The organism is Bifidobacterium mellis (assembly GCF_000967265.1).
Lineage (GTDB): Bacteria > Actinomycetota > Actinomycetes > Actinomycetales > Bifidobacteriaceae > Bombiscardovia > Bombiscardovia mellis.
The window spans coordinates 54,986-80,253 of the sequence record NZ_KQ033885.1; the positions used below are offsets into that span (position 1 = coordinate 54,986).

The following is a 25,268-nucleotide window of genomic DNA, read 5'->3' on the forward strand; positions in this document are numbered from 1 at the left end:
AAACATGAAGTTCCTCAACGGAGAATGGCTTGTGCGCGACGGTTTCGACGTCAAATATGCGGCCAACATCTACAGCGCGGATGTCGAAGAGAAGAAACTTATCCTCTACGCCCCCTTCCAGGTGATCAGGAATCCCGGCATGACCCTGGACGGAGGACTGCTTACCATCGAGGTGACATCCCCTCGCCCCGACATCATCACCACACGGATCATCAACTACAGGCAGGATCACAGCCATGATCCCCAATTCACACTGAACCGGACTGATCCCCCGGTGAAGATTGAGGAGGATGAGAAGGGATGGACCTTCACCAGTGGCAGGCTGGCCCTGAAGATCGCCAAGGGTGACGCCATAGACTTCGAGTACGAGTATGAGGGCCGTCCGCTGACCAAGTCGGCGTGGAGGGGCAAGGCCTTGGTGACCGATGACGGTGGCAGGCCACACGTGGTCGAGTCCCTCAACCTGGGCGTGGGAGAGAAGATCTACGGCCTGGGCGAGCGTTTCACCAACTTCGTCAAGAATGGGCAGACGGTCACCATCTGGAATCAGGATGGTGGTACAGGCACGGCCCAGGCCTACAAGAACGTCCCCTTCTATATGAGCAACCGGGGGTATGGGGTCTTTGTGGATTCCACTGACAAGGTGGAGTTCGAGATCGGTTCCGACGAGGTCTCCAAGGTCCAGTTCTCCGTCCCCGGCCAGGAGCTGACATACTCGGTGATCGGCGGTCAGGACCTCAAGGGGGTGCTGAACACCTATACCGATCTGACCGGCAAACCCCCACTGGTCCCCGACTGGAGCTTCGGTTTGTGGCTGTCGACCTCCTTCACCACCGACTACGACGAGAAGACCGTCAACGAGTTCGTCGACGGCATGGCGGAGCGGGACATCCCCCTGTCGGTCTTCCACTTCGACTGCCGCTGGATGGACGATCTGGAATGGTGCAACTTCGAGTGGAAGCACTCCGCCTTCCCGGACCCCGAGGGGATGCTGGCCCGCCTCCACCAGAAGGGTCTCAAGGTCTGTGCCTGGATCAACCCCTACATCGCCCAGAAATCCAAGCTCTTCAAGGAAGGGGCCGAGAAGGGGTACTTCATCAAGCGCACCGACGGCCAGGTCTGGCAGTGGGACAAGTGGCAGGCCGGCATGGCCATCGTCGATTTCACCAACCCCGAGGCAACGGCCTGGTACCAGAGTAAGCTCAGGCACCTGCTGGACCAGGGCGTGGACTGCTTCAAGACCGACTTCGGCGAGCGCATCCCCACCGAGGGCGTCGTCTATCACGACGGTTCCGACCCGGTCAAGATGCACAACTACTACACCCTCCTGTACAACAAGGCCGTATATGACCTCCTGGTCGAGGTGAAGGGGGCCGACCAGGCCATCCTCTTCGCCCGTTCGGCGACGGTGGGTGGCCAGTGCTACCCGGTCCACTGGGGCGGGGACTGCACCTCCAACTACCCCTCCATGGCCGAAAGCCTGAGGGCCGGCCTCTCCTTCGGCATGAGCGGATTCGGTTACTGGAGCCACGACATCGCCGGCTTCGAGGACCAGCCCACTCCTGACATCTACAAGCGCTGGACCCAGTTCGGCCTCCTTTCCTCGCACTCCCGCTACCACGGGTCCAGCGCCTACAAGGTTCCCTGGCTATACGGGGATGAGGCCGTCGAGGTCACCCGTGAGTTCGCCAAGCTCAAGCAGCGTCTTGTGCCCTATCTGATAAAGATGTCGCATGAGACCCATGAGACAGGTCTGCCCATGATGAGGGCCATGGTCCTGGAGTTCCCCAGCGATCCGACCTGTGAGGACATCGACACCCAGTACATGTTGGGCGATGACATCCTGGTGGCCCCAATCTTCAACGAGGACGGGACCGCCCGCTTCTACGTGCCTGATGAGGGCACGGGCCGACCCTGGGCCAACATGTTGACCGGGAAGACCTATGAGCCCGGACGCTGGTACCAGGAGACCTACGACTACCAGACTCTGCCGGTCCTGGTCAGGCCCGGCACCGACCCCCTCCACGTGTGAGCCGGATTCTGGTGCCACGTGCGGCCCTCCCCGGACCGGAAGGTCAGGGGAGGGCCTGGATTGCATAAATGAAAACGTCAATGGATGCATGCACTCTCGTAGGCCTCCCTCCGATTGGAGACCCAGCCGTCATGTGGTGCATCCCTTATCGATACAGCCTTATCGGCAGAAAGAAGTGGATGGTCCATGACGACCGCCCTTGAATTCGTCAGAGAGTTGGGCCTGGGCTGGAACCTGGGCAACACCTTCGATGCTTTCCCCCTCCAAGGGGAGCATGAGAAGGCCGTGAAGGAGGGTCGGACCTGGACCCCGGAGGATCAGGAGAAACTCTGGTTCAACCAGCCCTTCACCCCTGAGTGCGCCCGCCTGGTCAAGCAGGCCGGGTTCGACACCATCCGCATCCCGGTCACCTGGGTGGAGTGGATTGACGGGGATGGCCACGTGGACGCCATCTGGATGAACGCGGTCCGCCGGGCCGTCGACTGGAGTCTGGATGCCGGACTCAAGGTGATGGTCAACGTCCATCACGATGGTGGTGAGGGCGATCTCCCTTGGATTCGCAAGGCGGACAAGGACCCGGATGGGGTCTGCAGGCGGTTCGCCGGCCTCTGGCGTGAGATCGCCGACACATTCAAGGATTACGGGCAGGACCTCATCCTGGAGGGTGGCAACGAGATCGGCTTCGATGACATGGACCGGGACCAGGCCTATGTACTCCTGGAAAGGCTCAACCAGATTTTCGTCGACACGGTCAGGGCCAGCGGGTCGCACAACGCCGAGCGCTTCCTGCTGATTCCCGGTTACAACACCGACACGGCCATGACCTGTGACTCCCGTTACCGCCTTCCCAAGGACAGCGTAGCGGACCGGCTGATCGTATCCATCCACTATTACTCCCCGGCCGACTTCGCCCTGGCCACACACGACACCACCTGGTGCAAACCCAGGCAGGAGTGGGGCAGCGAGGCGGACGTCAAGGCAGTGGAGGCCGATTTCGCCACCCAGCGCCGCCGCTTCGTCGATGCCGGCATCCCCGTGATCATCGGAGAATACGGTCTGCTCACCGAGGCCGTGGACGGGAAGAACCACGCCAGTAACCTCAAGTGGATATCGACCGTTCTGAGCTGCTGCCGGGAGAACGGATCCTGCCCGGTCCTCTGGGATACCTCCACCAAGGAGATGTGTTTCCTGGACCGGACCACCGGTCGCTTCTTCGACCCCGACATGGCCTCCTTATTCGCCCAGGCCAGGGCGGATCGCCGGTAGGAAGGTACCGCGATGACCCTGTTCAACTGCAAACCCGCCCGCCGGATCGCCTCAGGATTCCATCCGGACCCGACCATCTGCCGGGCCCCCTCGGGCCGCTACTTCCTGGTCAACAGCTCTTTCGAGTATTTCCCGGGCCTTCCCATATACGAGAGTGGTGACGGCAAGCACTGGGCACTGGTAGGGAACGCTATGGACCGCCCCTCGCAGTTCCCCTGCGAGGGCATGGGCAATAGCGGGGGTATCTATGCTCCCACCCTGCGCTGGCATGATGGCCTGTTCTACCTGATCGTCACCAACGTCAACAAGGGGACCATGATCATGACCACGCCGGATCCCCACCAGGGATGGTCCGATCCTCTGTGGATCACGGGGTGGCCCGGTATCGACCCCACCCTCCTCTTCGATGACGATGGAACCGTCTACATCTGCGGCAATGAGAGCGACCAGGTTGACCAGGAAGGCGAAAGGGAGGTCCCCGGTATCTACCTGTCCCGTCTGGATGTGGGCACGGGGACCGTCCTCTCGAAGAGGGAGAGGATCTGCGGGGGGACCACCGGGGCAAATCCTGAGGGGCCCCACATGTACAAGAGGGATGGGCTCTACTATCTGATGTGGGCGGAGGGGGGCACCGAGGCTGGTCACATGGAGAACATGGCCCGTTCCGCCTCGCCCACAGGACCTTACGAGATGTGTCCGGGCAACCCCCTGATCACCAACCGGAGCACCCACCTGACCCTTCAGGCCATCGGCCACTGCGACTGCGCAGGATTCGATGAGGACCGTACCCTGATGGTCTTCCACGGAACCCGGAACAACCATGAGTATCCCGCCCAGGGCTGGCTGGGCAGGGAGTCCTATGCGGTCTGGTTCGCTTGGAAGGATGGATGGCCCACCCTGGCCGACCAGTCCTACGATGTCCCCCTTCTGGGCGAGGGGGAGGCCCTTGAGGATCAGATTGACTGGATCACCCCCTCCCTGGACAGGGCCGGTCGTTTCAGCGTGACCGGTTCGGGTGACCCAACGGCAGCCCGCATACTGGTGGAGGCCGCCGGCCATGACTTCGGCCTGGACGACGGGGCTCCCATGATCGGAACCCGACAGACCGACTTCCGCTGCACCTTCGAGGCCACCCTCCCAGACCCGGCCCAGTTGACTTGTGGCCAGGCCGGATTGGCCGTCTACGCCAATGCCGGCCATTACATGGATCTGTCGGTGCAACCTGCGCATAACGGTCTGGTACATGTCCAGGTCCAGGTACACAACGCCGGCCTGGTCAGCCTGGTGGGGTCCGCGGACCTGCCTGCCGGGGCACCCATAGGCCTTGAGATCAGGGGGGACGAGATGGGTTACGCCTTCCGTGCTTCGGGCCGGGACGGGGATCATGATCTGGGTCATGCCCCGGGCAAGGTCCTCAGCTTCACCAACGCCGGCGGCTTCACCGGAATCCTTCTGGGGGTCTACGCCCACGGATCCGGACAAGTCATCTTCGATCCGGTGGCCTACCGGGTCTGAGCAATCTGTACATTCGCAAAAACGACGAGAGAGGTCGCCCGCTATGGAGGCACTTGGTGCCCGTCGGACGACCTGAAGGAGATCGATCATGAAACCGACATTCAGCAGCTTCCTGTTCGGGGGCGATTGGAATCCGGAACAGTGGCCGGAGGACACCTGGGAAGAGGACATCGAAAAACTCGAGGACGCCCACATCAACGAAGCCACCATCAACGTCTTCTCCTGGGCCCTCCTGCAACCTTCGGAAGACAGATATGACTTCTCCATGCTGGATAAGATCGTGGTCCTCCTGGTCAAGCACCGGTTCAACATCGTCATGGCTACGGGGACGGCGGCCCTGCCCGCCTGGATGGTCAGAACCCACCCAGAGGTGATCCGGACCGACCAGGAGGGAAAGCATCGCGTTTTCGGTGGGCGGCACAACTTCTGCCCCACCAGTGAATACTTCCGACAGGCATCCGGGGCACTGGCAGGCCATCTGGCCGAACGCTACGCCGACACCCCGGGCCTGGTGGCCTGGCATGTGGGCAACGAGTACGGCGGTGGCGGCGGCCTGTGTTACTGCGAGGGCTGTGCCCGCGCCTTCCGTGTCTGGCTTAAGGAGAAGTACGGCACGGTCCAGGCCCTCAACCAGGCCTGGTGCGCCAACTTCTGGAGCCACACCATCTATGACTGGGATGACGTGGTTCCACCCGTGATCAACGGGGATGGGATCGGCGAGAACAAGTGTGTGATCTCCGGCCTGCAGATGGATTACCGCCGCTTCCAGGAGCAGGCACAGCTGGCTTGCTTCACCAATGAGCGTGACGCCATCCGCCGCCACGACGGTTCCACGCCGATCACCACCAACCTGATGGGGACCTTCAAGGACCTGGACTACTTCGAGTGGGCCCGGCAGATGGACTTGGTCAGCTGGGACAATTATCCGGGCATGGACACCCCACCCAGTTTCACCGCAATGTCCCACGACCTCATGCGGGGGGTCGGCGGAGGCCGTCCCTTCATGCTGATGGAGCAAACGCCCAACCAGCAGAACTGGTTCCCCTTCTGCAAGGTCAAGCGGCCCGGCGAGGTCCGCAGACTCAGTTGGCAGGCCGTGGCCCATGGGGCCGACACGGTGCAGTTCTTCCAGATGAAACAGTCCCGGGGTGGCTGCGAGCGCTTCCACGGGGCTGTCATAGACCACAGCGGCAGTGAGGAATCCCGGGTCTTCAAGGAGACCGCTGCCCTGGGGGCCGAACTGAATCGGGTGGGGGCCCGCCTCATGGGTAGCCGAGTGGTGGCCAAGGTGGCCATCATGTTCGACTGGCAGAGCTACTGGTCCCTGGAGGGTTGCGTAGGGCCCACGGCAGGTTTCTCCTACCCCCAGGAGGTCCACCGCTTCTACCGTCCCCTCTATCGCCGCAACCTGGCTGTGGATTTCATACCCAGCACGTCACCGGTCGAGACCCTGAAGAAGTATGACTTGGTTCTGGCCCCGGCCCTGATTTCCCTATTGCCCGGTGTGGCAGACCACCTGGAGTCCTATGTGTCCGACGGGGGCACCTTCGTCACCGGCTATATGGCCGGTATCCACGACGAACGTGACCTGGTGGTTCCAGGCGGGTATCCGGGTGTTCTGAGGAGGCTGACCGGGGTCTGGGTCGAGGAGATCGATGCCCTGGCGCCTGATGAAACCATACCGGTGGAAGGTCTGGCAGCTGTTGACGGACAGCCTGCCGGTCAGATCGTGGCCAGCCTGATTCATTGCGAGGGAGCCAAGCCCCTAGCCTCCTACGGGGGTGGCGACTTCTACGCCGGCAGCCCGGCCCTGACGGTGAACGATTTCGGCAGAGGTAGGGCCTACTTCGTTGGCACTCCCTTGGACGAGGCTGGCATGGATGCCTTCATGGATCCCATCGTTGACGGCCTGGGGCTCCCCGCGGTCGATACACCCAAGGATGTCAGCATTTCCATCCGCCAATCGGATGACGGGACCCGGTATGTCATCGTGATCAACTCGGCCCGCTCGCCAATTACCGCCGACCTTCCCCTCCTAAGGGGCGGTGAGGACCTCCTGGCCGGCGGCCGGGTGTCTGGCCCACTGGATCTGCCTCCCTACGGGGTGGCTCTGGTCGCACTGGCCTGACCGGCCAACGGTGAACCTGAGTATCCGGGTCCTGTTATGGCTGGCGTCAAGGAGATCCGGACCAGGATGGAGCTAGGGGTGTGGGCGAAAGTCAGGCGGTCGGATCTTCCTGCCCCCTGAAGGTCCGCTTGATCCAGGCGGTAGCGAGATGGGGCCAGATCTGTACGCAGGGTTCGATTCCATTGGTGCCCTGCCAGGCGGTCTCTTCGGTCCCCAGGCCCAGACCGTGGCCTCCATGGGGGAAGAGGTGGGCTTCCACGCTGACCCCGGCCTGCTTGCATGCTTCTACCAGCATGAGGGTGTTCTCCGGAGGGACCAGACCATCCTCCATGGTGTGCCAGACGAATACGGGCGGGGTCTTGCTGTCTATGTGCTTCTCGATGGAGACCGCCTCCAGGGCTGCCGGGTCCTCCTTCTTGTCGCCCAGGAGGTGGTCGATGCTCCCGCGGTGGGCGAGGGGGCCGGAGGTGATGACCGGATAGCCCAGCATCAGGCCGTCGGGGCGGACGCCATCGGGGTCATAGCCGTGGGCCCTGAGGTCCTGGTCACCGGCGGTCGTGGCCAGGTTGGCCGCCAGGTGGCCACCGGCTGAGAAGCCCATGATACTGATGGCCTTGGGGTCCACGTGCCACTGGTCGGCGTGCTCACGGATGCGCTTCATGGCTTCGGCCGCCTCGACCAGGGCTGTCGGGTACACGGAGGGCCAGCAGGAATAGCGCAGGACGAAGGCATTGCAACCAGCCGCCAGGAACTGTACGGCGATGGGTTCGGCCTCCCTGTCGGAGGTCATCTCATAGCCACCCCCAGGGATGACCAGGACCGATGGGCGGGCCCGGTCCGGCACTACCTCCTCGCTGTTGTCCAGGCTGTAGCCGACGAACTTGGCCCGGCTGCCGTCGATCCCCTCGATCTCCTGTTCAAAATACTGCATCTGCTCTCATCCTCTTCGATAGTTAGGGCCCTCAGGCCATGGCTCATTGTAAATCACCGGATGACCCAGTGTCATCTCAGAAGGTCACGGTCACGTCCACGGGATTCTCGCTGGTCTGGGGCGGTACCATCCCGCCACTCAGTTCGTGGCCGTCCAGGCTGACCGAACGCCTCCCGGTCCGCTTCATGGAAATCCGATAGGTGACCCCCCTCCAGGTCCTGCCGACGGTCAGTTCGTTGAATTCGGCGGGCAGGTGGGGTTCGATAGCCAGCCCGTCCAAGGTGGGCCTGACCCCCAGCAAGTACTGGGAGACATCCACGAAGGACCAGGCGGCCGTGCCTGTCAGCCATGAGTTCTTTCCCTCGCCGGGGGTGGGGGACTCAGGACCGGCCACCATCTGGCAGTAGACGTAGGGCTCCACCTTGCGGATGTCGGACTTCTCCTCCAGGTAAGCCGGGCAGGTGCGCCTGTAGACCGCGAAGGCCTCCTCGTCATCGCCGACCATGGCATTGGCTATGGAGATCCAGGGGTTGACGTGGCAGAAGATGCCGCCGTTCTCCTTGTACCCCCTGGGATAGGAGGAGATCTCGCCCAGTTCGATCCGGTAGGTGGAATAGGCGGGGGCCAGGATGGCCGTTCCCCAGGAGGAGGTCAGCCTCTCCTTGACCGAGGTCAGGGCCTGTCGGGCCTTGCCGTCCTCGAGACCGATACCGGCCATCACACACATCCCCTGGGGTTCGATGTAGATCTGTCCCTCGGTGTCGGCGTGGGAGCCGACAGGACGGGAGTAAGCGTCGTAGGCCCTGACGAACCACTGGCCGTCCCATCCGGCCTCCTCCACGGCATGGGTCATCTCCTCGATGGCCTGGTGGACCGAGGCGGTCTCCTGGGCCACAGCCTCCCTGCCCATCCCGCAATCCGTCCCGTAATGGTCCAGGATGTCGGCGTAATGGCCGGCGTAGAGGACGAACATGCCTCCGATCAGGACCGACTCAGCCACACCTGTGTCATTGTTTTCGATGGTCTGGAAACTCTCTCCCGGGGTATCGGAGAAGCAGTTGAGGTCAAGGCAGTCGTTCCAGTCGGCCCGTCCGATCAGGGGAAGGTCATGTGGGCCCAGGTGGTTCATCGTGAACCCGACCGACCGGCGCAGGTGCTCCAGGAGGGGCTCCTCGGTCCCTTCCACATTGTTGAAGGGGACGGGCTCCTCCAGGATGGAGGAATCCCCGGTCTCGGCCAGGTAGGCGTAAGTACCGGCCACCAGCCAGAGGGGGTCGTCGTTGAAGCCACCGCCGATGTCGGCGTTCCCCCGCTTGGTCAGGGGTTGGTACTGATGCCAGGCCGACCCGTCCTCCAGCTGGGTTGAGGCGATGTCGATGATGCGTTGACGGGCGCGGTCGGGGATCAGGTGGACAAAGCCCAGGAGGTCCTGGTTGGAGTCGCGGAAGCCCATTCCCCTCCCCGTGCCTGACTCGAAATAGGAGGCCGAGCGCGAGAGGTTGAAGGTGACCATGCACTGGTACTGGTGCCAGATGTTGACCATCCGGTCCAAGCGAGGGTCGCCGCTGTCCAGGGTGAACCGGCCCAGAAGGTCGGTCCAGTAGGCCTTGAGATCGGCGAAGGCCTGGTCGACCTGGTCGTCCCTCCTGAAGCGGTCGAAGAGGGCGTGCGCGGGCTTCTTGTTGATGATTCCCACCTTGGAAGGGTCATCGGGGTTCTCCCACTTGTCTTCCTTGGGCAGCTGGATATAGCCCAGGATGAATACCAGGCTCTCCTCCTGGCCGGGGTCCAGGGACAGCCGGACCCTGTTGGCGGCTATGGGGAACCAGCCGTGGGCCGTGGAGTTGCGGGCCCTGCCCTCGGTGATGGTCTGGGGGGTGTCCCAGCCGTTGAACCGGCCCAGGAACTCGTCCCGGCTGGTGTCGAACCCGCAGGTGGGCCGGTTGACCCCGAAGAAGGCGTAATGGTTCCGGCGTTCCTTGTACTCGGTCTTGTGGTAGAGAAGGGTGGCTTCCGATCCCTGCTCTACTTCCACCTCGCCCGTAGACAGGTTGCGCTGGAAGTTGCTGGAGTCGTCCACGGCGTTCCACAGGCACCACTCCACGCAACCGGTCACATCCAGGAGGATGGGGGAGTCGGTGGTGTTCCTGATTCTCAGACGGTTGATTTCGGCATCGGCATCCACGGGAACGAAGGCGGTCATGACCGTATCGATCCCCTTGTAGGAGGATTCGAAGATGGTGTATCCGGTCCCCTGGCGGCAGCTGTACCGGTCAAGGCGGGTCCTGGAGGGCAGGAAGGTGGGCGACCAGGTGGCCAGGGGGGCGGACTCTGGGTTGTCCCGATCCATAAGGCTCAGGTAGTAGTTGCGGCTGCCGTTGTCGGCAGGTACCCCGTTGTAGCGGTAGCGGGTTATCCTCTGAAGCTTGGCGTCTTTATAGAAGGAATAACCGCCGCCCGTGTTGGAGATGAGGGAGAAGAAGTCCTGGTTGCCCAGATAGTTGATCCAGGGCAATGGGGTGGCGGGTGTGTCGATGACATACTCTCTGGCTGCGTCGTCAAAATGACCGTATTGCATGTTCTCCCTATCCTCAATGCGACCTTGGCCCAGCCTCGTCGGGTTGGGGCCAGGCGGGCAGGGCGCGGGCGACCCCTCCGGACTGTCCCGGGGCGTCACAACCCCTTGAAGGCAGCAGTGTCCTGTCGGAATAGCTGCCGGAATCGTACCCCGCTCCGGGAAGGACAGCCAAGGCTTGCGACCCGCGTTTGTATTATCGTTTGACTAAGATGATAGCATTCATTGATAAACCTATAGATAAGCGTGTGCGGATTTCCTTAATGGTTGAATTCATACGGCGGCCAACAGATCCGAACTCCAACGATTGGGCATGTCGGAGCCGCCTGCAGTCATGATGGGGACCCGCAAGGGCGGGTGGCAACTCCAGGGACAGGGTCCCATCGCCCGCCAGGTGCCTGAGTAAAGGGGGTTCATGACTGGCGTAGAGGATTGGAACCAGTACCGGGCCGGCAGGAAGGTCACCGGATCTGGTCCGATGGGCGGGTCCACTTTCTCGGAGAACCCCCGTGCCCGTCAGGTCTTCACCGGCAAGGGCTTCACCCGGCGTAAGCGGATGACCGCCGATGAGCGCAGGGACCAGATTGTCAAGGCAGCCGTCAAGGTAATCGCCGTCAAGGGCTTTTGGGGGATGTCCCTGCAGGACGTGGCCGATCAGGTGGGCATCACCGAGGCCGCTCTCTACCATTACATCGACTCCAAGAACGACCTGTTCAGCATGGTCATGGAGCAGGCCTATGACTCCCCTGAGGCCGACGAATTCATCTACAAGACCTGTACGGGGACGGATGCGGATGGACACGACCTCCTCTTCTTCCCTCGATTCTGCGCCAACAACGTCATTTTCAATGCCCGCAGGCCGGAGATGGTCAAGCTCTTCTCCATCCTGAACGGGGAGGCCCTTAGCCCCTCGCACCCGGCCCACCGCTATTTCATAGGCCGCAACCAGAAGTTCTGGCAGACCATCAAGTCGCTGAACTGGTGCCTGCCCAGAGGGTACGACCTGGACCGCTTCCACCACATGTGGATGCTGTGCATGTCGGCCATGGATGGTCTGCAATACCGCTGGCTGGCTGACGGGTCAGCCGACCTGGTGGCCGAATGGCTCGCCTTCTCCGACGAGCTTTTCCCCCAGGAGAAGTGGCACGGGTTCATGGACCCTAGTGACATTGACCCGGATTCCGAAGTCTGCCTGGCTTCCTACGGCCTTATCACGGGTGGGGAGCAGGCGGTTCAGGACCGGCAGCTTCGTTCAGACGACCCCTGCGATGGGACAACGGCTACCGAGGGCGTCCACCGGCCGGAGGAAAGCAAATGACCGCAAGCGGGTAAAGCGCTACGGACATGAAAGCAACGAAAGAGAGGATTGGCATGGGCCAAGAGAGTAAGTTCATCTTCCCGTCCGACTTCACCTGGGGAACGGCCACGGCTGCCTTCCAGGTGGAAGGGGCGGCACATGAGGACGGCAGGACGGATTCCATCTGGGACACATATTGTGCCCGGCCGGGCGTGGTTGTCGACGGGTCCAACGGTGATGTGGCCTGCGATCAGTATCACCGCTATCCGCAGGACATAGCCCTGATGAAGCAGATGGGTGTTGGCGCCTACCGCATGTCCATATCCTGGTCCCGCATTTTCCCCATGGCCGGTGGTCCGGTGAACCAGGCCGGGCTGGACCACTACCTTAGGGTCCTTGATATGCTGCGCGACAATGAGATCAGGCCCATCGTCACCCTATACCACTGGGACCTTCCCCAGTACCTACAGGATGCAGGTGGCTGGCCCAGCAGGGACACGGCCCTCCGCTTCGGCGACTACGCCTCCGCCCTGGCCGCTTCCTTCGGCGACCGAGTGGACACCTGGACCACCTTGAATGAGCCCTGGTGCGCGGCCTATTTGGGTTATGGGAACGGGGTCCATGCCCCCGGCATCAAGGACTACGACCAGGCCCTGGCCGCCGTCCACCACCTGAACCTGGCCCATGGACTGGCCTGCCAGGCCATCAGGGCCCAGGCCGGGCAGGATGCCCGGCTCTCGGTCACCCTCAACCTTCAGGTCACCCGGGCAGCCTCGGACAGCCCGGAGGACCTCGCCGCCAAGGAGAGGGCCGATCTCTTCGCCAATGAGGTCTTCCTGACCCCCATGCTGGAAGGTGCCTACCCGGAAGGTGTCAGTCAGGCGGCAAGGGGGGACACCGACTGGCGCTTCGTGCAGGACGGTGACCTGGAGACCATCCATCAGCCCATTGACGTCCTGGGACTGAACTACTACGCCACCACCTATGTGAAGGCCAGGAGGGCTGATGACGGATCCGCCGATGCCGCGGTTGGCCCCGAGGGCCAGCTGGTCGATCGCCATGCCAACGCCATGCCGGCCCAGGAGGGCGTGGAAGGGCAGGCCCCGCAGGGAGAGCTGACGGGGATGGGCTGGAATCAGGAACCCCAGGGTCTGACCGATTTGCTGGTCGAGCTGGGCCGACGTTACCCCGACATTGAACTCATGGTGACCGAGAACGGCTCCGCCTGGGATGACCAGGTCAGTCAGGATCCGGACGCGCCCGGTGGGAAGATTGTTCACGACCCCAAGCGGGTGGCCTATCTGGAAGAGCATGTCAGGGCCGTGGCCAAGGCCATCCAGGTCGGGGCCAGGGTGACCGGCTACTTCGCCTGGTCCCTGCTGGACAACTTTGAGTGGGCCCTGGGCTATACCAAGCGCTTTGGGCTGATCAGGGTCGACTATGACACCCAGGAGCGGATCTGGAAGGATTCGGGAAGGCGATATTCCCGGATTGTTCAGGCCAATGCCATCTGAAAGGGCTCTGACATCGATTGGTCTGCAGTCGGCAACGGCTCCGCATGCGATCTGTGGGCCGCACCACCGACCCTGAACATGTAATCAGGTTGATCATGCGGGCAGGGGGAGGGGGTGACCCTCCCCGCTGGCATGATTGATGTTTCCGGATTTCCGGGCCCCTCATATCTAGCTTGGCCACCACATGTGAATTCAGAGCCTGTAAGGAATCGGTAGGGCCGTCCATGGGGAAGTAAGAGGAGGGGGGGGCAGGACGATGAGGCCCAGGATCAATCACGTACCAGCGTCGATAGGTGATTAGGACTGCATTGACATTTTTTACAACGATAGATAAACTTGTGTTGTCATGACGGCACAGTTGCCGGCTGTGGATTCCCCCAGGTTCAAGGATTGAGCCGGATGGGAGCGAAACTAGTCATAGAAGGGCTGAGCATGAACGGAACCGATGCAGAAGTCGACCGTCAGGTCAAGACTTCCGGTAAAACCGCGCGCCTCGCCTCCTCCAAACCCGCCAAGGCACATAAGGTCCTTTCGTCGCGGGGGGGGGGGGTATAAATCTTCCCTGAAGCGCTGTTGGCCCTTATGGGTCATGGTGCTTCCAGCCATGCTGTTCGTGGCCGTATTCAACTACGGCCCTATGTACGGCATTCAACTGGCGTTCAGGAAGTATGATTTTACCAAGGGCCTCACCGGAGGCGACTGGGTGGGCTTCCAGTATTTCAAGCAGTTCTTCGCCTCACCTATGTTCAAGCCCCTCATGGTTAACACGATCAGGATCAGTCTGTGGACTCTGGTCATGGGCTTCATCGCCCCCATCATCCTGGCTCTCCTGATCAATCAGATCCATTCCACCAAGGTCAAGAGCTTCGTACAGACCATCACCTACATGCCGCACTTCATATCTACGGTGGTGATTGTGGCCATGATCAACCTCTTCCTTACCCCCTCCACTGGTCTGCTCACCCGTTTCCTTGCCTTCCTCCACATCGACAACGCCAACTTCATGGGCAATCCCAGCACCTTTACGCCCATCTACTGGATCAGCGAGGTCTGGCAGCATATGGGCTGGAACTCGATTATCTACCTGGCCGCCCTCAGTTCGGTCGACGTGGCCCTCTACGAGGCAGCCAAGATGGACGGGGCAGGCCGTTTTCAGCTTATTCGTTACATCGATATACCCGCCATTATGCCCACGGCCGGCGTCCTCCTGATCCTGAACATGGGCGGTGTGCTCAACGTAGGCTTCGAAAAGGTCTTCCTTATGCAGAACACCCTGAACCTGCCAGCCTCCGAGGTTATATCGACATACACCTACAAGATCGGCATCCTGCAGAATCAATTCTCGTATTCCACAGCCATCGGCCTGTTCAACATGCTCATCAACTTCGTCTTCCTGGTCATCGCCAATCAGATCTCCAGGAGGGTGTCCCACACCGGCATCTTCTGAGGGGGAGGAAGACAACAAAATGGAAAACACGCAAGACATGGCACGCTCCGGGGCCCGCAGGGTCAGACGGCTTATCGGGGGGAAGACGCTGGGAGACTGGCTGGCTGACCTGATCATCGTCCTCATCCTGCTGCTGATAGTGGCCTCCATCCTCTACCCAATCTGGTTCATCATCATCGCTTCGGTCTCTGATCAGACCCTGGTCAACACAGGCCAGGTCACCTGGATTCCCAAGGGCATTTCGGCCTACGGCTTCCAGCAGATTCTCGGGGATGACAGGATCTGGAACGGCTACCGGAATACGTTGATCTACACTGTGGCAGGCACCGTCTTGAACCTGGTGGTCACCATGCCGGCGGCCTTCGCCCTCTCCCGGCCCGAGTTCAAGTGGCGCCGCCTGATCATGCTCTTCTTCACGATTACCATGTTCGTCAACGGCGGTCTGATCCCGACCTACCTCCTTTACAAACAGCTTGGTCTCCTGGACTCCTGGGCGGTCTTCGTCATTCCCCAGGCCCTGAATGTCTACAACCTGATCATTGCCCGGTCCTTCTTCGAGAGCTCCATCCCCGAGGACCTCCACGATGCCGCTCAGATCGACGGGGTGGGGTACTTCCGCTACTTTACGCGGATCGTCATCCCCCTGAGTTCCGCCATCATCGCCGTCATCGGCCTGTATTACCTGGTGCAGCACTGGAATGACTTCTTCACCGGCTTGGTCTACATACGCACCTACGACAAGCAACCCCTGCAGATCGTCCTGCGTGACATCCTCCTGTCCAACCAGGCTTTCCAGGGGGGGTCGGGCTCGACGGCCGGTGCCGGATACGGGCAGGAGTTCGCTGACCAGATCAAATACGGGGTGATCATCGTCTCCACCCTCCCTCTCCTGGTCATCTACCCCTTCATACAGAAGTACTTCAACAAGGGGGTCATGATTGGGGCGATCAAAGGCTGACCGCACCGGACCGTCCTACTGACGGGGAGCAAAGACAGGTCGGATATGGGCCGGACAGCCATGGCTGTACCCGGGAAAGGAGGAAGCATGCAAAGATTCGCCCTCGGATACGAGCAGGCGGCCCGCTTGGTCCTGGTGGCCTTCATCACCAACCTGGCCCTGCTGGCACACACCATCATGGGGCTTGTCCTGGTAGGCTTCTTCCCCTCCCTGGCAGCGACCTGCGGGGTTTTCAGAAGGTGGCTGACAGACGAGGACAGGGAGTGGGGGATCGCTCAGACCTGGCGGACCTTCCACCGTCTGTGGAAGAAGGAGCTCAGGGGGGCCAACATTTTCGGCTGGGCACAGGCGGCCATCTGGGCCCTCCTGCTGGGGGATTATTGGATCGTCAACTTTCATCGGACCGGTAGGGTCGGGGTTTTCGTCTCCGGCATCCTCTTCTGCCTCATGGTCTTCATGATTCTGGCCACTGCCCTGTCCTGGGTCCTATTCGCCCTCTACGACCAGGGGGTCGGTTGGATTCTGGTCAGGTCGGTCCAGATGGTTCTGGCGCGTCCCTGGATGAGTGTGGTCCTGGCTTTCGGTCTGGCCCTTATGGCCTTTGCCTGCTGGTCCTGGCCCGGCCTGGCCGTAGTCTTCGGGCCTGTCCTGCCCTGCCTCCTGTCGTCGTCGGCGGTCTGGTTCTACGGCAGGCTCGACGGTTTTTCCGTCCGGATGCGCCGGGGCGCACAGGGCGAGATGGCAACGAAAGGAGAGTGACGGATCCGTCATTAAGTATACCGCCTGGACCGGTGCGATCGGCGCATGGGCCCGGGGTAAGCAGAGAAGTTCACTGTCGAACAGGAGGAGCGAATCATGAGTTCGTTCGGGAAACACAGGTTCAGGAACCGTCTGGTGGCCATAGGGGCCATGACGATGGCCATGTCGATGATGCTGGCCGGTTGCGGCGGTTCCAAGGAGCCCACCACCAATGCCCAGGGCCAGCCGATCATCACGATAGCCGTAGCCAAGCACCCTCTGACCAAGAAGATATCCAAGATGAAGTGGCCCAAGCAGCTGGAGAAGGAGTGTGGCTGCGAAATCCATTGGCAGGAGGCGAGCTCGGACTGGGACCAGAAGAAGCAGGCCATGCTGGCGGCCGGCGATGTGCCCGACCTCATTCTCAAGGGGATCAACCTGGCGGACATAGCCACTTATAGCACCCTCTTCGAGGATCTGAGCCAGGACCTGGACAAGATGCCGAATGTCAAGAAGATGTTCAATACCGACCCCACGGCCAAGCAGGTGGTCTCCATGCCGGACGGGAAGATCTACATCCTGCCCGCCGTCAAGAAGGGTATCTGGCCCAAGGCCGTCAGCCACATGTACATCAACAAGCAGTGGCTGGACACGCTGGGCCTGAAGGTGCCGACCACCTGGGATGAGCTTGAGGAGGTGCTCAAGGCCTTCAAGACCAAGGACCCCAATGGGAACGGGCAGGCCGACGAGATCCCCTTTGACTTCCAGTCTCCCGGTACCGGCGGCTTCGGTGACTATCAGCCCACCCTCCTGCTGGGGAGCCTGGGCATCGTGACGTCGGTAGGTGGCGGCCAGGGCTACTATGCCGACAAGGGCAAGGTCAAGTCCTTCCTGACCGATGACCGTTACAAGGAACTGATCCAGTACCTCAACAGGCTCTGGGGGGAGGGGTTGATCGCCAAGGACGCCTTCACCCACGACTACTCCAAGTCCCAGTCCACCGCACGCGGCCAGGGCGATAAGGCCAAGATCGGCTTCACCTGGGGGTGGACGGCCTCCGACCGCTTTGGTGACAAGTTGGCCGGTCAGTATGTGGCCATGCCCCAGCTGAAGGCCAAGGCCGATCAGAACCCGGATGAGTTGGTCTACGACACCCAGGGGGACCGGTTGGACTACAGCGAGTTCGCGCTGGTGGTCTCGGCCAAGAGCAAGAACAAGGAGACCGCCATCAAGGTGGCTAATGCCTTCTACGGGCAGGACATGTCCCTGCAGATGCTCTGGGGTGATCTGGGCACGGATGTGCAGAAGACAGGGCCGGACTCCTATAAGGTCCTGCCGCCTGCTGACTCCACCAAGGACCCCTCCACCTGGAAGTGGACGGAGACCCTGGCTGATGACTCTCCCTACTGGATACGTCCGAATCTCAAGATCGAGCTGCCGGCGGATCTCGAGGAGGTCAAGGGCCAGGAGCAGCCTCTTGAGCCGGCTCTGGCCAATGTGGACCCCAAGTTGGATGTCATCCCTGGTGCCCTCAAGTATTCCTCCGAGGACCAGACCACCATGCAGAACAACAACACGACCCTGATGAACACCGCCATGACCAAGTTCGCCCAGTGGGTGACCAAGGGTGGTGTGGACCAGGATTGGGACAACTATGTGCAGACCCTGAAAAAGGCCAATTTGGATCAGAACATCAAGTTGGTGCAGAAAGCCTACGACCAGTACTACTCCAAGAACTGACGGATGCAGACGTGCCCTGGGGCCCTCCAGTGATTCAAGGTGGGTCTCCAGGGTCCGTCGGACCTCGGGCCCGCCCAACTACGATATGGTCTCCAGGAAGGCCGATGAGGCGGCCGGGTTGGCGACTGGCTCCGTCAGAGTTCGGCCGTTTCTGTGGGCGGGTCCTTGGCCGTCAATAGTCCGGGTTCGAGGGGTGGTGAGGAGGCACGGTACGGTCTTTCGACCGGGTTCTTCGGTTCCCTCCCGGATGGGCACTCACCGCCCGAGTCAGCCTGAGGGGATGGCATCCCCCCCCCCCCCCAGAGTGCCGTCGGATTCACGGAACGGGAGGGCTGCCCGCCGGGCTCTTGCCTTCTCCCGGTGGGTTGCCCTCTCGCACCATTGTGGCCGGCCGCCTCCGTTTCCTGCCGGAGTGGTCATGACCGGTTTCGGCCCCTTACAGGCGTTTCATCGGTCGTCAGTGCCTTCACTTGGAATGAGCCTGCCGGCCGTCGTAACCTTGGCGGATCATAGGAGGGTATTCAATCCCGCCAATGTTCGGATGCTGACCGTTATAATCGTGTCATTTCAAGGATTTGTGTGATCTGTGGCTCAGCTATGACCCCTTTACCGGGACCACGACGGGCAATCATGAGAAAGTCGTGCAGGAGTTTTTCCACCAGCGCTGGAGCCAACCTGGCTTGGCTACAGACCCGGAAGGGTTGGCGCAGCAATGTGCCCAACTTATCTATGGAACTGTTCAAGGAGGTCAAGCCTCGGGCCATCCACGTGCGACATCGACTGGGGGATTCCCGTGCCTGTGGACGTCTGGTTCGACACCATCATCGGCTACCTGTCAGCACCCATCGAGCTTTGGGCTGATCAGGGTCGACTATGACACCCAGGAGCGGATCTGGAAGGATTCCGGCCTGCGGTACGCGCAGATCATCCGCGATCGTGCGGTCTGAGCACGACGGCATGCAAACGTGTCCGTGAGGCGGTCGGGCATCCCTGTCCGACCGCCTTGCCTCTGTCCTAGATCCAGCTGGACAGCCACATGTGCATGCGCCAGAAGTCATAGGGGATGGGCATGGCGGTCCACAGCGGGTAGAAGAAGACCGAGGTCAGGCCAAGCAGGGTTAGGCCCATGATCATGGTCTGCCGGTAGAGGACGCTGTCCGAGTTCTGCCGTAGCCAGTTGACCACGTAACAGATTGCCAGAATCATCCAGGGCAGGATGACGATGGAATAGAAGGTGAAGGTGGTCCGGTTCATGTATTGCACCCAGGGCAGCCAGCCGGCCAGCATGCCTGCCAGCACCCCCCAGATCCGCCAATCTCCGTGCTTGACCACGATGGCGATGACGATGGCCAGGACCATGCAGATGCTGCCCAGCCACCAGGTCAGAGGATTGCCCAGGGAGGTGACGGCCGCCACGCAGGGGGAGTCCTTGGCCAGCCCGCACAGGCCGGGGAAGCCGGTGAGCTTCTGCCAGTAGAAACTGGTGGGTCTGATCTGCAAGGGCCAAGTCAGGGGGTTGGCCATGTATGGATGGCGGGTATGCAGGGTGGTGTGGAAGTGCCACATCTGCCGATGGTATTCAGCCAGGGATCGGAGCCCCTCCGGCAACCAGGTCAGACCCTGGCCAGGATGCTGGGCCGCCCAGCTGTGCATGTAGGAATCACCGTGCAGGAACCATCCCGTCCAGGAGGCCAGATAGGTGCCCGCCCAGACGGGAATCATAAGCAAGGCCGCCGGCAGCCCGTCCCTGAACACGGCGCTCTGCAGCCAGGATCCGTACCCTGCCTGATGGCGCTCCCAGCCGTCCCAGAGCACCGAAATCAGGGCAAAGACAGCGAAGAAGTAGGCACCTGACCACTTGGTGCCGGTGGCCAGGCCCAGGAGCAGGGCGGCGCCGGTCCGCCACCAGGACCAGGCGATGAAGGGGCCGGTGGTGGCCACGGGCAGCTCGACACGGCTTTCCTGCCCTTGATGCCCCTGTGACTGAATGACCTTCACCCGGTAATGCAGACGAAAGTCAGCCCGGTCCTTGGCCCAGGATTGTCGCAGCCTGGCCCGAGCCCAGTCCCGATGGCCCATCAGGCACAGCCAGGCTCCCAGGACAAAGACCATGACGAAGTTGTCCAGCAGGCCGGTACGGCTCATGACGATGCCCAGACCGTCTATGGCCATGAGGAAGCCGGCCGTCAGCGCGATGGGCAGGTTGTGGAAGAGGCGCAGAGCCACACGGCAGAGCAGCAGGATGGCGATGGTGCCGACCAGGGCAGTAGCCGCTCGCCAGGCGAAGGGGTTGCCGGCTCCACCGAAGAGCTTGAGACCCAGGGCGATGCACCACTTGCCCACCGGCGGGTGAACCACGTATTCGGCCTGGGGCAGCCAGCCGCTGGTGTGTCCCTGGGCGAAGATCTGGTCGATGGGTAGGTCCAGCGGGCCGGCTGTTTTCGGCCAGTTGCGTGGCTCGCCGGTCATCAGCATGGTCCAGGCGTCTTTGACGTAATATGTCTCGTCGAAGACGATGGCCCGAGGGCTGCCCAGCCGTACAAACCGCAGGAGCCCGCCTAGAAGAGCCATGAGTATGCAGGCCAGCCAGCCACTCTGCCGATGGGAGAGCCGGGGAATCCGGTCGATTCCTCTCTTGGTATGCTGACCCTTGGTCTTGCTGAAGATGGACAGCATGACAGGGCGACCGGACCGGTGGGCGGCGTGCCTGCCGTGTCTGGAGGAGCGATGCTGCGAAGAAAGCCCTGCCAAAGATGTCATCACCCCTAGATTAGGCCATACTAAAGGCATGAGCAGCATGAATGGCCGGAGCGATGGACTTACACAGGGCGGAGAAAGTCATGAGGAGCCGATTTCACCCAGTGTTTCACGTGGAACGGTTGTGCTGGCGGCCACGCCTATCGGCAATGTCTCCGATGCCTCGACGCGCTTGGTGGAGCTCCTGCAGTCGGCGGATCTGGTGGCTGCTGAGGACACGCGCAGGCTCTATGATCTGGCCAACCGGTTGGGAGTGCGCGTAGGCGGCAGGGTCATGGCCTATCACGATCACAACGAGCGGCGGATGGCCGATCCCATCCTCGACCAGGTTCGCGACGGAGCTTGCGCATTGGTGGTCTCGGATGCGGGCATGCCCACCATCAACGATCCGGGCATGGCCATCGTCAGGCGGGCCATCGAGCGAGGCATACCGGTCACCTGTGCTCCTGGACCCAGTGCCGTGCTGGATGCCCTGGCCCTCTCCGGCCTGCCCACCGACCGTTTCTGCTACGAGGGGTTTCTTCCCCGCCGACACCAGGAACGGCTGCGGCATCTGCGCACCCTGCGCAGCGAGGAGCGGACCATGGTCTTCTACGAGACCCCCCACCGCATCGATCAGGCTATGCAGGACCTTCAGGAGGTCTTCGGCCCCGACAGGCTCATGGCCCTCTGCCGGGAGCTGACCAAGGAGCATGAACAGATCCGTCGGGGCACGGTTGGCGACATTGTGCGCTCCCTTCAGGAGGACCCTCCCCGGGGAGAGATGGTCCTGGTCGTGGCTGGTGCCTCCGCCCTGGAGGCCAGGCGCAACGATCCTGAGGCCATGGATGACCGGCAGCTGGCCGCTCTGGCACGGGATCTGGCCCGATCCGAGGGCCTGCGCCTCAAGGAGGCCATCGCCCGGGTGGCTGCCGAGCATCCCCTGGCCGATGGCAGCCTGCCCAATCGGAAAAGGATCTATGCCTTGGCTGTTGAAGAGGATGAGGAGGACTGATTCCCGTTCCCCTCGTCCAGCAGCACCTCCAGTGCCCTGCGCACGCCGGGCCCACCCAGCTGGGAGACGGTCTCCAGCAGGGCTGGCGAAGCGGCGGGATTGGCCACCAGCCACCGACGCAGCCGGGGCTCCTCCCGGGCGATGGCCCAGAGGATGCTCGGGTCGGTCTCGGGGTCTGTGGCCATCAGGGCCGTCGGCACCAAGGGAGGCTCCGGCGGTGGGGCGCGCACCTCGGCCATCGGTTCCAGGCCAATGGAATCATCTCGGTTCAAATCGTCTTCCGCGCAGGGGTGTGGCCGGTTGCTGACGGCAGTCACGAGCCGGGCCATACGTTCAGCGGCGGAGAATCCACGACGGTCCCGATCCCGGCCCCGGAGTCGATGATGGCCATGCCCGCGTTGGCCACCTCCCATCGGTTGATTCATAGGATCGCCTTGAGTCGTCTTATGGTCTCCAGCCCTTGAGCGTGGCCAGGCCAGCGCGGGTTGGAGGACAGGAGCTTCTCGCAGGATCCGCAGCTGACCTGATACCGCTCCATGAGTTCATGCAAGACCGTCATGGTCTCCTCGCCGTTGCATTGCCCCGATGAATCGCAGGCCAGATCACAGGCCGTCCAGAGCGGCGAAGTCACCCAGAGCTTCCCGAGCTTCATCAGGTAGCGGGCATCCAGCTGTCGCTGGTGGGGTCGCAGGGGCCTGCCGTGAACCGGCGTGCGGAAGTGGGAGTTGGAGATGATGTCCAGCGCATCGGGAAATTGGCCGTTGATCCATATCCAGAGCGCCAGACCGCCGCATGCCGCTGCGCCGTAAGGCACCATGGGCGTGACGATGGAGGCGCGACCGTAGAGTCCCTCAGCCTGTTCGTTCAGATAGCAGCAGGATTGGTCCAGACAAGTCACGATTCCCTCCTTCACCAGCAGACTGAGGCTGAGTGGACCGGGCAGATCCTCGGTTCGGATCAGACTGGGCAGCGGTTCGGGTTCGGGGATCGGGACCCCAAATTCGGCCGTGGAAGGACGGCTGCGGGTATGCGTCGGCGCTCCACCGGCTTGTAGTGGTCGACTCGGCGGCTTGGTGGTAGCTCTAGGGGGGTGGCTGGCGCCAACGGCAGTGGTAGGCGTCCACGGCGCTCCCCCGAGCGCGTGTTCTCGATTCATGGTTCGACTGTAAATGGTCGTGCCCGGGTTTGCCTGAGGGAGGGCCAAAATTTGTGCATTTGTGGATAATTCGCTTGCTCGGCGGCGGTCCTGTGGACGAGCGGGGGGATTGTAGGCCTGAGTCGATAATCTTGCTGGTATGAGTCATATCCTTGTTTCCGTCGCCTGGCCCTATGCGAATGGGCCCCGTCACATCGGCCACGTCGCTGGGTTCGGCGTCCCCTCGGACGTCTATGCACGCTACGAACGCATGAAGGGCAATGATGTCCTTATGGTTTCGGGGACCGACGAGCATGGCACTCCCATCCTGGTGGAGGCTGACGCCGAAGGAGTGGGCCCTCAGGAGATCGCCGACCGTTATAATCGGGTGATTGTCAAGGATCTGTGCGATCTGGGGCTCAGCTATGATCTCTTCACCAGGACCACGACCGGCAATCATGAGAAGGTGGTGCAGGAGCTTTTCCGCCAGTGCCGTGCCAATGGCTACATCTATGAGGGACAGCAGAAGGTGGCCATCTCTCCTTCCACCGGCCGGACCCTGCCGGACCGCTATATTGAGGGGACCTGCCCCATCTGTGGCGCTGATGGCGCTCGCGGCGACCAGTGCGACAACTGCGGCAACGAACTGGATCCGGACGAGCTGATCAACCCTGTGTCCAAGATCAATGGGGAGACGCCCCGGTTTGAGGAGTCCAGGCACTTCTTCCTGGATCTTCCCGCTCTGGCCGAGGCCAACCTGGCTTGGCTGAAGACCCGGAAGGGCTGGCGCAGCAACGTGCTCAACTTCTCCCTGGGGCTGTTCAAGGAGGTCAAGCCTCGGGCCATCACGCGCGACATCGACTGGGGGATTCCCGTGCCCGTGGACGGCTGGGTCGACGATCCCAACAAGAAGCTTTACGTCTGGTTCGACGCCGTCATCGGCTACCTGTCGGCATCCATCGAATGGGCCCGCCGTCAGGGCGACCCCGAGGCCTGGCGCAAGTGGTGGAATGACCCAAAGGCCCTGGGCTACTACTTCATGGGCAAGGACAACATCACCTTCCACTCGCAGATCTGGCCCTCGGAGATTCTGGCCTACAACGGACAGGGGTCCAAGGGCGGACAGCCGGGATCCTACGGCGAGCTCAACCTGCCCGAGCAGGTGGTGGCCAGCGAGTTCATGACCATGGAGGGCAAGAAGTTCAGCTCCTCCAGGGGCATCGTCATCTACGTCAAGGACATCCTGGCACGCTATCCGGTCGATGCGGTCCGCTACTACATTTCCATAGCCGGGCCGGAAACTTCGGACTCGGACTTCACCTGGGCTGAGTTCGTCCGGCACAACAACGAGGAGCTGGCCGCATCCTGGGGCAACCTGGTCAATCGCGTGGCCAACCTGCTCAACAAGGACTTCGGCAGCATCCCCCATATCGAGCAGGACTGGCTGACCGAGGAGGATAGTGCCCTGCTGGACCGCAGCCTTCAGGCCTTCGATACCGTGGGATCCCTGATCGGGCACCATCGCCAGAAGGCCGCCCTGGTCGAGGCCATGGCTCTGGTGGGAGACATCAACAAGTACATCTCCGCCCAGGAGCCCTGGAAAATCAAGGATGACCGGAACCGACTGGCTGCCGTCCTGCATACCGCCGCCCAGGCCGTGCTGGATGCCAACACCATGCTGGCCCCCTTCCTGCCCCATGCCTCTCAGCGGGTCTGGGAGACCATGGGCGGCAAGGGCACCTTCTCGCCTCTGCCCCGTGTTGAGGAGGTCGACGACCTGGACCGGTCCGATTTCCACTATCCCATCATCACCGGCGACTACCGGCTGGGGGAGACGGTCCATCCTTGGGCGCGCGAGCCCCTCAGGGACGGCACGCCGATCGATCGGCCCACACCCATCTTCCCGCGCATTCCCAAGGAGGCCGTGCAGGAGGAGCTGGACCGTTTCCAGGAGCAGCTGGACCGTCGCAAGGCCAAGGAGCGCGCCAGATTCGAGGCTGAGCAGGCCAAGTTGGGAGACCAAGGCAAGTGACGGTCGACGCGCCTGAGGGTGCGCTCGGGCCCCAGTTCGTGATTCACAGAGAACTTTGAGGTTTTCGGGTACTTCTTCCAAGGTAGCGCTGGTTATATTTGTTCTGTCGGTTGAGGTACTGGCCGATGGGGGTCATGCGGCCCCGATAATTGAACCCCTTCTTCTCTCTCTTCTCGCCCGGCGGTTCTTCGAACCGCCGGGTTCTTTCG

At 61.8% G+C, this 25,268-nt stretch carries 17 protein-coding genes and 1 pseudogene; 13 read left to right on the forward strand and 5 right to left on the reverse strand.

What is annotated here, in order from left to right; genetic code table 11:
- Nucleotides 1–4 precede the first annotated feature (4 nt).
- The 4 genes from yicI (at nucleotide 5) to JF70_RS00760 (ending at nucleotide 6,941) form a co-directional block, all read left to right on the forward strand.
- Nucleotides 5–2,032: an alpha-xylosidase gene (yicI, locus tag JF70_RS00745; RefSeq protein ID WP_045934928.1), complete on the forward strand. Its 2,028-nt coding sequence runs from the start codon at nucleotides 5–7 to the stop codon at nucleotides 2,030–2,032.
- 186 nt (nucleotides 2,033–2,218) lie between these two features.
- Entirely contained in the window at nucleotides 2,219–3,298 is a 1,080-nt protein-coding gene (locus JF70_RS00750) for a glycoside hydrolase family 5 protein (protein ID WP_045934929.1), read from the forward strand.
- A 12-nt stretch (nucleotides 3,299–3,310) separates the two neighbouring features.
- Nucleotides 3,311–4,813, forward strand: a complete 1,503-nt coding sequence (locus JF70_RS00755) for a glycoside hydrolase family 43 protein (RefSeq protein ID WP_045934930.1) — start codon at nucleotides 3,311–3,313, stop codon at nucleotides 4,811–4,813.
- Nucleotides 4,814–4,901: 88 nt separating this feature from the next.
- Nucleotides 4,902–6,941 carry a beta-galactosidase gene (locus JF70_RS00760; RefSeq protein ID WP_045934931.1) on the forward strand — a complete coding sequence of 680 codons (2,040 nt, stop codon included), beginning with the start codon at nucleotides 4,902–4,904 and terminating at the stop codon, nucleotides 6,939–6,941.
- Between the two features lie 91 nt (nucleotides 6,942–7,032).
- Here JF70_RS00760 and JF70_RS00765 read toward each other — a convergent pair whose 3' ends face one another.
- Together JF70_RS00765 and JF70_RS00770 are read right to left on the reverse strand one after the other, a co-directional pair.
- Nucleotides 7,033–7,872 carry an alpha/beta hydrolase gene (locus JF70_RS00765; RefSeq protein WP_045934932.1) on the reverse strand — a complete coding sequence of 280 codons (840 nt, stop codon included), beginning with the start codon at nucleotides 7,870–7,872 and terminating at the stop codon, nucleotides 7,033–7,035.
- A gap of 76 nt (nucleotides 7,873–7,948) precedes the next feature.
- A complete protein-coding gene (locus JF70_RS00770) occupies nucleotides 7,949–10,450 on the reverse strand; it encodes a glycoside hydrolase family 94 protein (RefSeq protein WP_045934933.1) in 2,502 nt (833 codons plus the stop codon).
- Between the two features lie 412 nt (nucleotides 10,451–10,862).
- Here JF70_RS00770 and JF70_RS00775 point away from each other — a divergent pair, with 412 nt between their 5' ends.
- The 7 genes and pseudogenes from JF70_RS00775 to JF70_RS08645 all read left to right on the forward strand — a co-directional run.
- Nucleotides 10,863–11,765: a TetR/AcrR family transcriptional regulator gene (locus tag JF70_RS00775; protein WP_082069306.1), complete on the forward strand. Its 903-nt coding sequence runs from the start codon at nucleotides 10,863–10,865 to the stop codon at nucleotides 11,763–11,765.
- Nucleotides 11,766–11,818: 53 nt separating this feature from the next.
- Nucleotides 11,819–13,258 carry a GH1 family beta-glucosidase gene (locus JF70_RS00780; RefSeq protein ID WP_045934934.1) on the forward strand — a complete coding sequence of 480 codons (1,440 nt, stop codon included), beginning with the start codon at nucleotides 11,819–11,821 and terminating at the stop codon, nucleotides 13,256–13,258.
- 445 nt (nucleotides 13,259–13,703) lie between these two features.
- A complete protein-coding gene (locus tag JF70_RS00785) occupies nucleotides 13,704–14,705 on the forward strand; it encodes an ABC transporter permease (protein ID WP_156149544.1) in 1,002 nt (333 codons plus the stop codon).
- A 37-nt stretch (nucleotides 14,706–14,742) separates the two neighbouring features.
- Nucleotides 14,743–15,663: a carbohydrate ABC transporter permease gene (locus tag JF70_RS00790; RefSeq protein WP_227028615.1), complete on the forward strand. Its 921-nt coding sequence runs from the start codon at nucleotides 14,743–14,745 to the stop codon at nucleotides 15,661–15,663.
- An 87-nt stretch (nucleotides 15,664–15,750) separates the two neighbouring features.
- Complete coding sequence (locus tag JF70_RS00795) at nucleotides 15,751–16,422, forward strand: YesL family protein (RefSeq protein WP_045934935.1); 672 nt, start codon at nucleotides 15,751–15,753, stop codon at nucleotides 16,420–16,422.
- 96 nt (nucleotides 16,423–16,518) lie between these two features.
- A complete protein-coding gene (locus JF70_RS00800; protein WP_045934936.1) occupies nucleotides 16,519–18,141 on the forward strand; it encodes a type 2 periplasmic-binding domain-containing protein in 1,623 nt (540 codons plus the stop codon).
- Between the two features lie 513 nt (nucleotides 18,142–18,654).
- Nucleotides 18,655–19,000, forward strand: a pseudogene (locus JF70_RS08645) (class I tRNA ligase family protein); the annotation flags it as partial.
- 155 nt (nucleotides 19,001–19,155) lie between these two features.
- Here JF70_RS08645 and JF70_RS00805 read toward each other — a convergent pair.
- Entirely contained in the window at nucleotides 19,156–20,712 is a 1,557-nt protein-coding gene (locus JF70_RS00805; protein WP_045935971.1) for a dolichyl-phosphate-mannose--protein mannosyltransferase, read from the reverse strand.
- Nucleotides 20,713–20,938: 226 nt separating this feature from the next.
- Between JF70_RS00805 and rsmI the strand changes: the two genes are divergently transcribed.
- Entirely contained in the window at nucleotides 20,939–21,892 is a 954-nt protein-coding gene (gene rsmI / locus JF70_RS00810) for a 16S rRNA (cytidine(1402)-2'-O)-methyltransferase (protein ID WP_045934937.1), read from the forward strand.
- Here rsmI and JF70_RS09135 read toward each other — a convergent pair.
- Entirely contained in the window at nucleotides 21,856–22,317 is a 462-nt protein-coding gene (locus JF70_RS09135) for a variant leucine-rich repeat-containing protein (protein ID WP_231578770.1), read from the reverse strand. The genes rsmI and JF70_RS09135 overlap by 37 nt on opposite strands.
- On the reverse strand, nucleotides 22,314–22,790 hold the full coding sequence (locus tag JF70_RS00820; protein WP_052690649.1) for a hypothetical protein: 477 nt from the start codon (nucleotides 22,788–22,790) through the stop codon (nucleotides 22,314–22,316). The genes JF70_RS09135 and JF70_RS00820 overlap by 4 nt, the downstream gene beginning before the upstream one ends.
- 397 nt (nucleotides 22,791–23,187) lie before the next feature.
- On the opposite strand from JF70_RS00820, the gene metG reads away from it, so the two are divergent.
- The gene (metG, locus tag JF70_RS00825) at nucleotides 23,188–25,059 is read left to right on the forward strand and encodes a methionine--tRNA ligase (protein ID WP_045934939.1); all 1,872 of its coding nucleotides are present in this window, start codon (nucleotides 23,188–23,190) and stop codon (nucleotides 25,057–25,059) included.
- Nucleotides 25,060–25,268 lie beyond the last annotated feature (209 nt).

What these genes read in the sequence shown, in the direction of transcription:
- yicI (WP_045934928.1), top strand. Translation starts at nt 5, where the DNA reads ATGAAGTTCCTCAACGGAGAATGGCTTGTGCGCGACGGTTTCGACGTC.
- JF70_RS00750 (WP_045934929.1), top strand. Translation starts at nt 2,219, where the DNA reads ATGACGACCGCCCTTGAATTCGTCAGAGAGTTGGGCCTGGGCTGGAAC.
- JF70_RS00755 (WP_045934930.1), top strand. Translation starts at nt 3,311, where the DNA reads ATGACCCTGTTCAACTGCAAACCCGCCCGCCGGATCGCCTCAGGATTC.
- JF70_RS00760 (WP_045934931.1), top strand. Translation starts at nt 4,902, where the DNA reads ATGAAACCGACATTCAGCAGCTTCCTGTTCGGGGGCGATTGGAATCCG.
- JF70_RS00765 (WP_045934932.1), bottom strand. Translation starts at nt 7,872, where the DNA reads ATGCAGTATTTTGAACAGGAGATCGAGGGGATCGACGGCAGCCGGGCC.
- JF70_RS00770 (WP_045934933.1), bottom strand. Translation starts at nt 10,450, where the DNA reads ATGCAATACGGTCATTTTGACGACGCAGCCAGAGAGTATGTCATCGAC.
- JF70_RS00775 (WP_082069306.1), top strand. Translation starts at nt 10,863, where the DNA reads ATGACTGGCGTAGAGGATTGGAACCAGTACCGGGCCGGCAGGAAGGTC.
- JF70_RS00780 (WP_045934934.1), top strand. Translation starts at nt 11,819, where the DNA reads ATGGGCCAAGAGAGTAAGTTCATCTTCCCGTCCGACTTCACCTGGGGA.
- JF70_RS00785 (WP_156149544.1), top strand. Translation starts at nt 13,704, where the DNA reads ATGCAGAAGTCGACCGTCAGGTCAAGACTTCCGGTAAAACCGCGCGCC.
- JF70_RS00790 (WP_227028615.1), top strand. Translation starts at nt 14,743, where the DNA reads ATGGCACGCTCCGGGGCCCGCAGGGTCAGACGGCTTATCGGGGGGAAG.
- JF70_RS00795 (WP_045934935.1), top strand. Translation starts at nt 15,751, where the DNA reads ATGCAAAGATTCGCCCTCGGATACGAGCAGGCGGCCCGCTTGGTCCTG.
- JF70_RS00800 (WP_045934936.1), top strand. Translation starts at nt 16,519, where the DNA reads ATGAGTTCGTTCGGGAAACACAGGTTCAGGAACCGTCTGGTGGCCATA.
- JF70_RS00805 (WP_045935971.1), bottom strand. Translation starts at nt 20,712, where the DNA reads ATGGCTCTTCTAGGCGGGCTCCTGCGGTTTGTACGGCTGGGCAGCCCT.
- rsmI (WP_045934937.1), top strand. Translation starts at nt 20,939, where the DNA reads ATGAATGGCCGGAGCGATGGACTTACACAGGGCGGAGAAAGTCATGAG.
- JF70_RS09135 (WP_231578770.1), bottom strand. Translation starts at nt 22,317, where the DNA reads ATGAATCAACCGATGGGAGGTGGCCAACGCGGGCATGGCCATCATCGA.
- metG (WP_045934939.1), top strand. Translation starts at nt 23,188, where the DNA reads ATGAGTCATATCCTTGTTTCCGTCGCCTGGCCCTATGCGAATGGGCCC.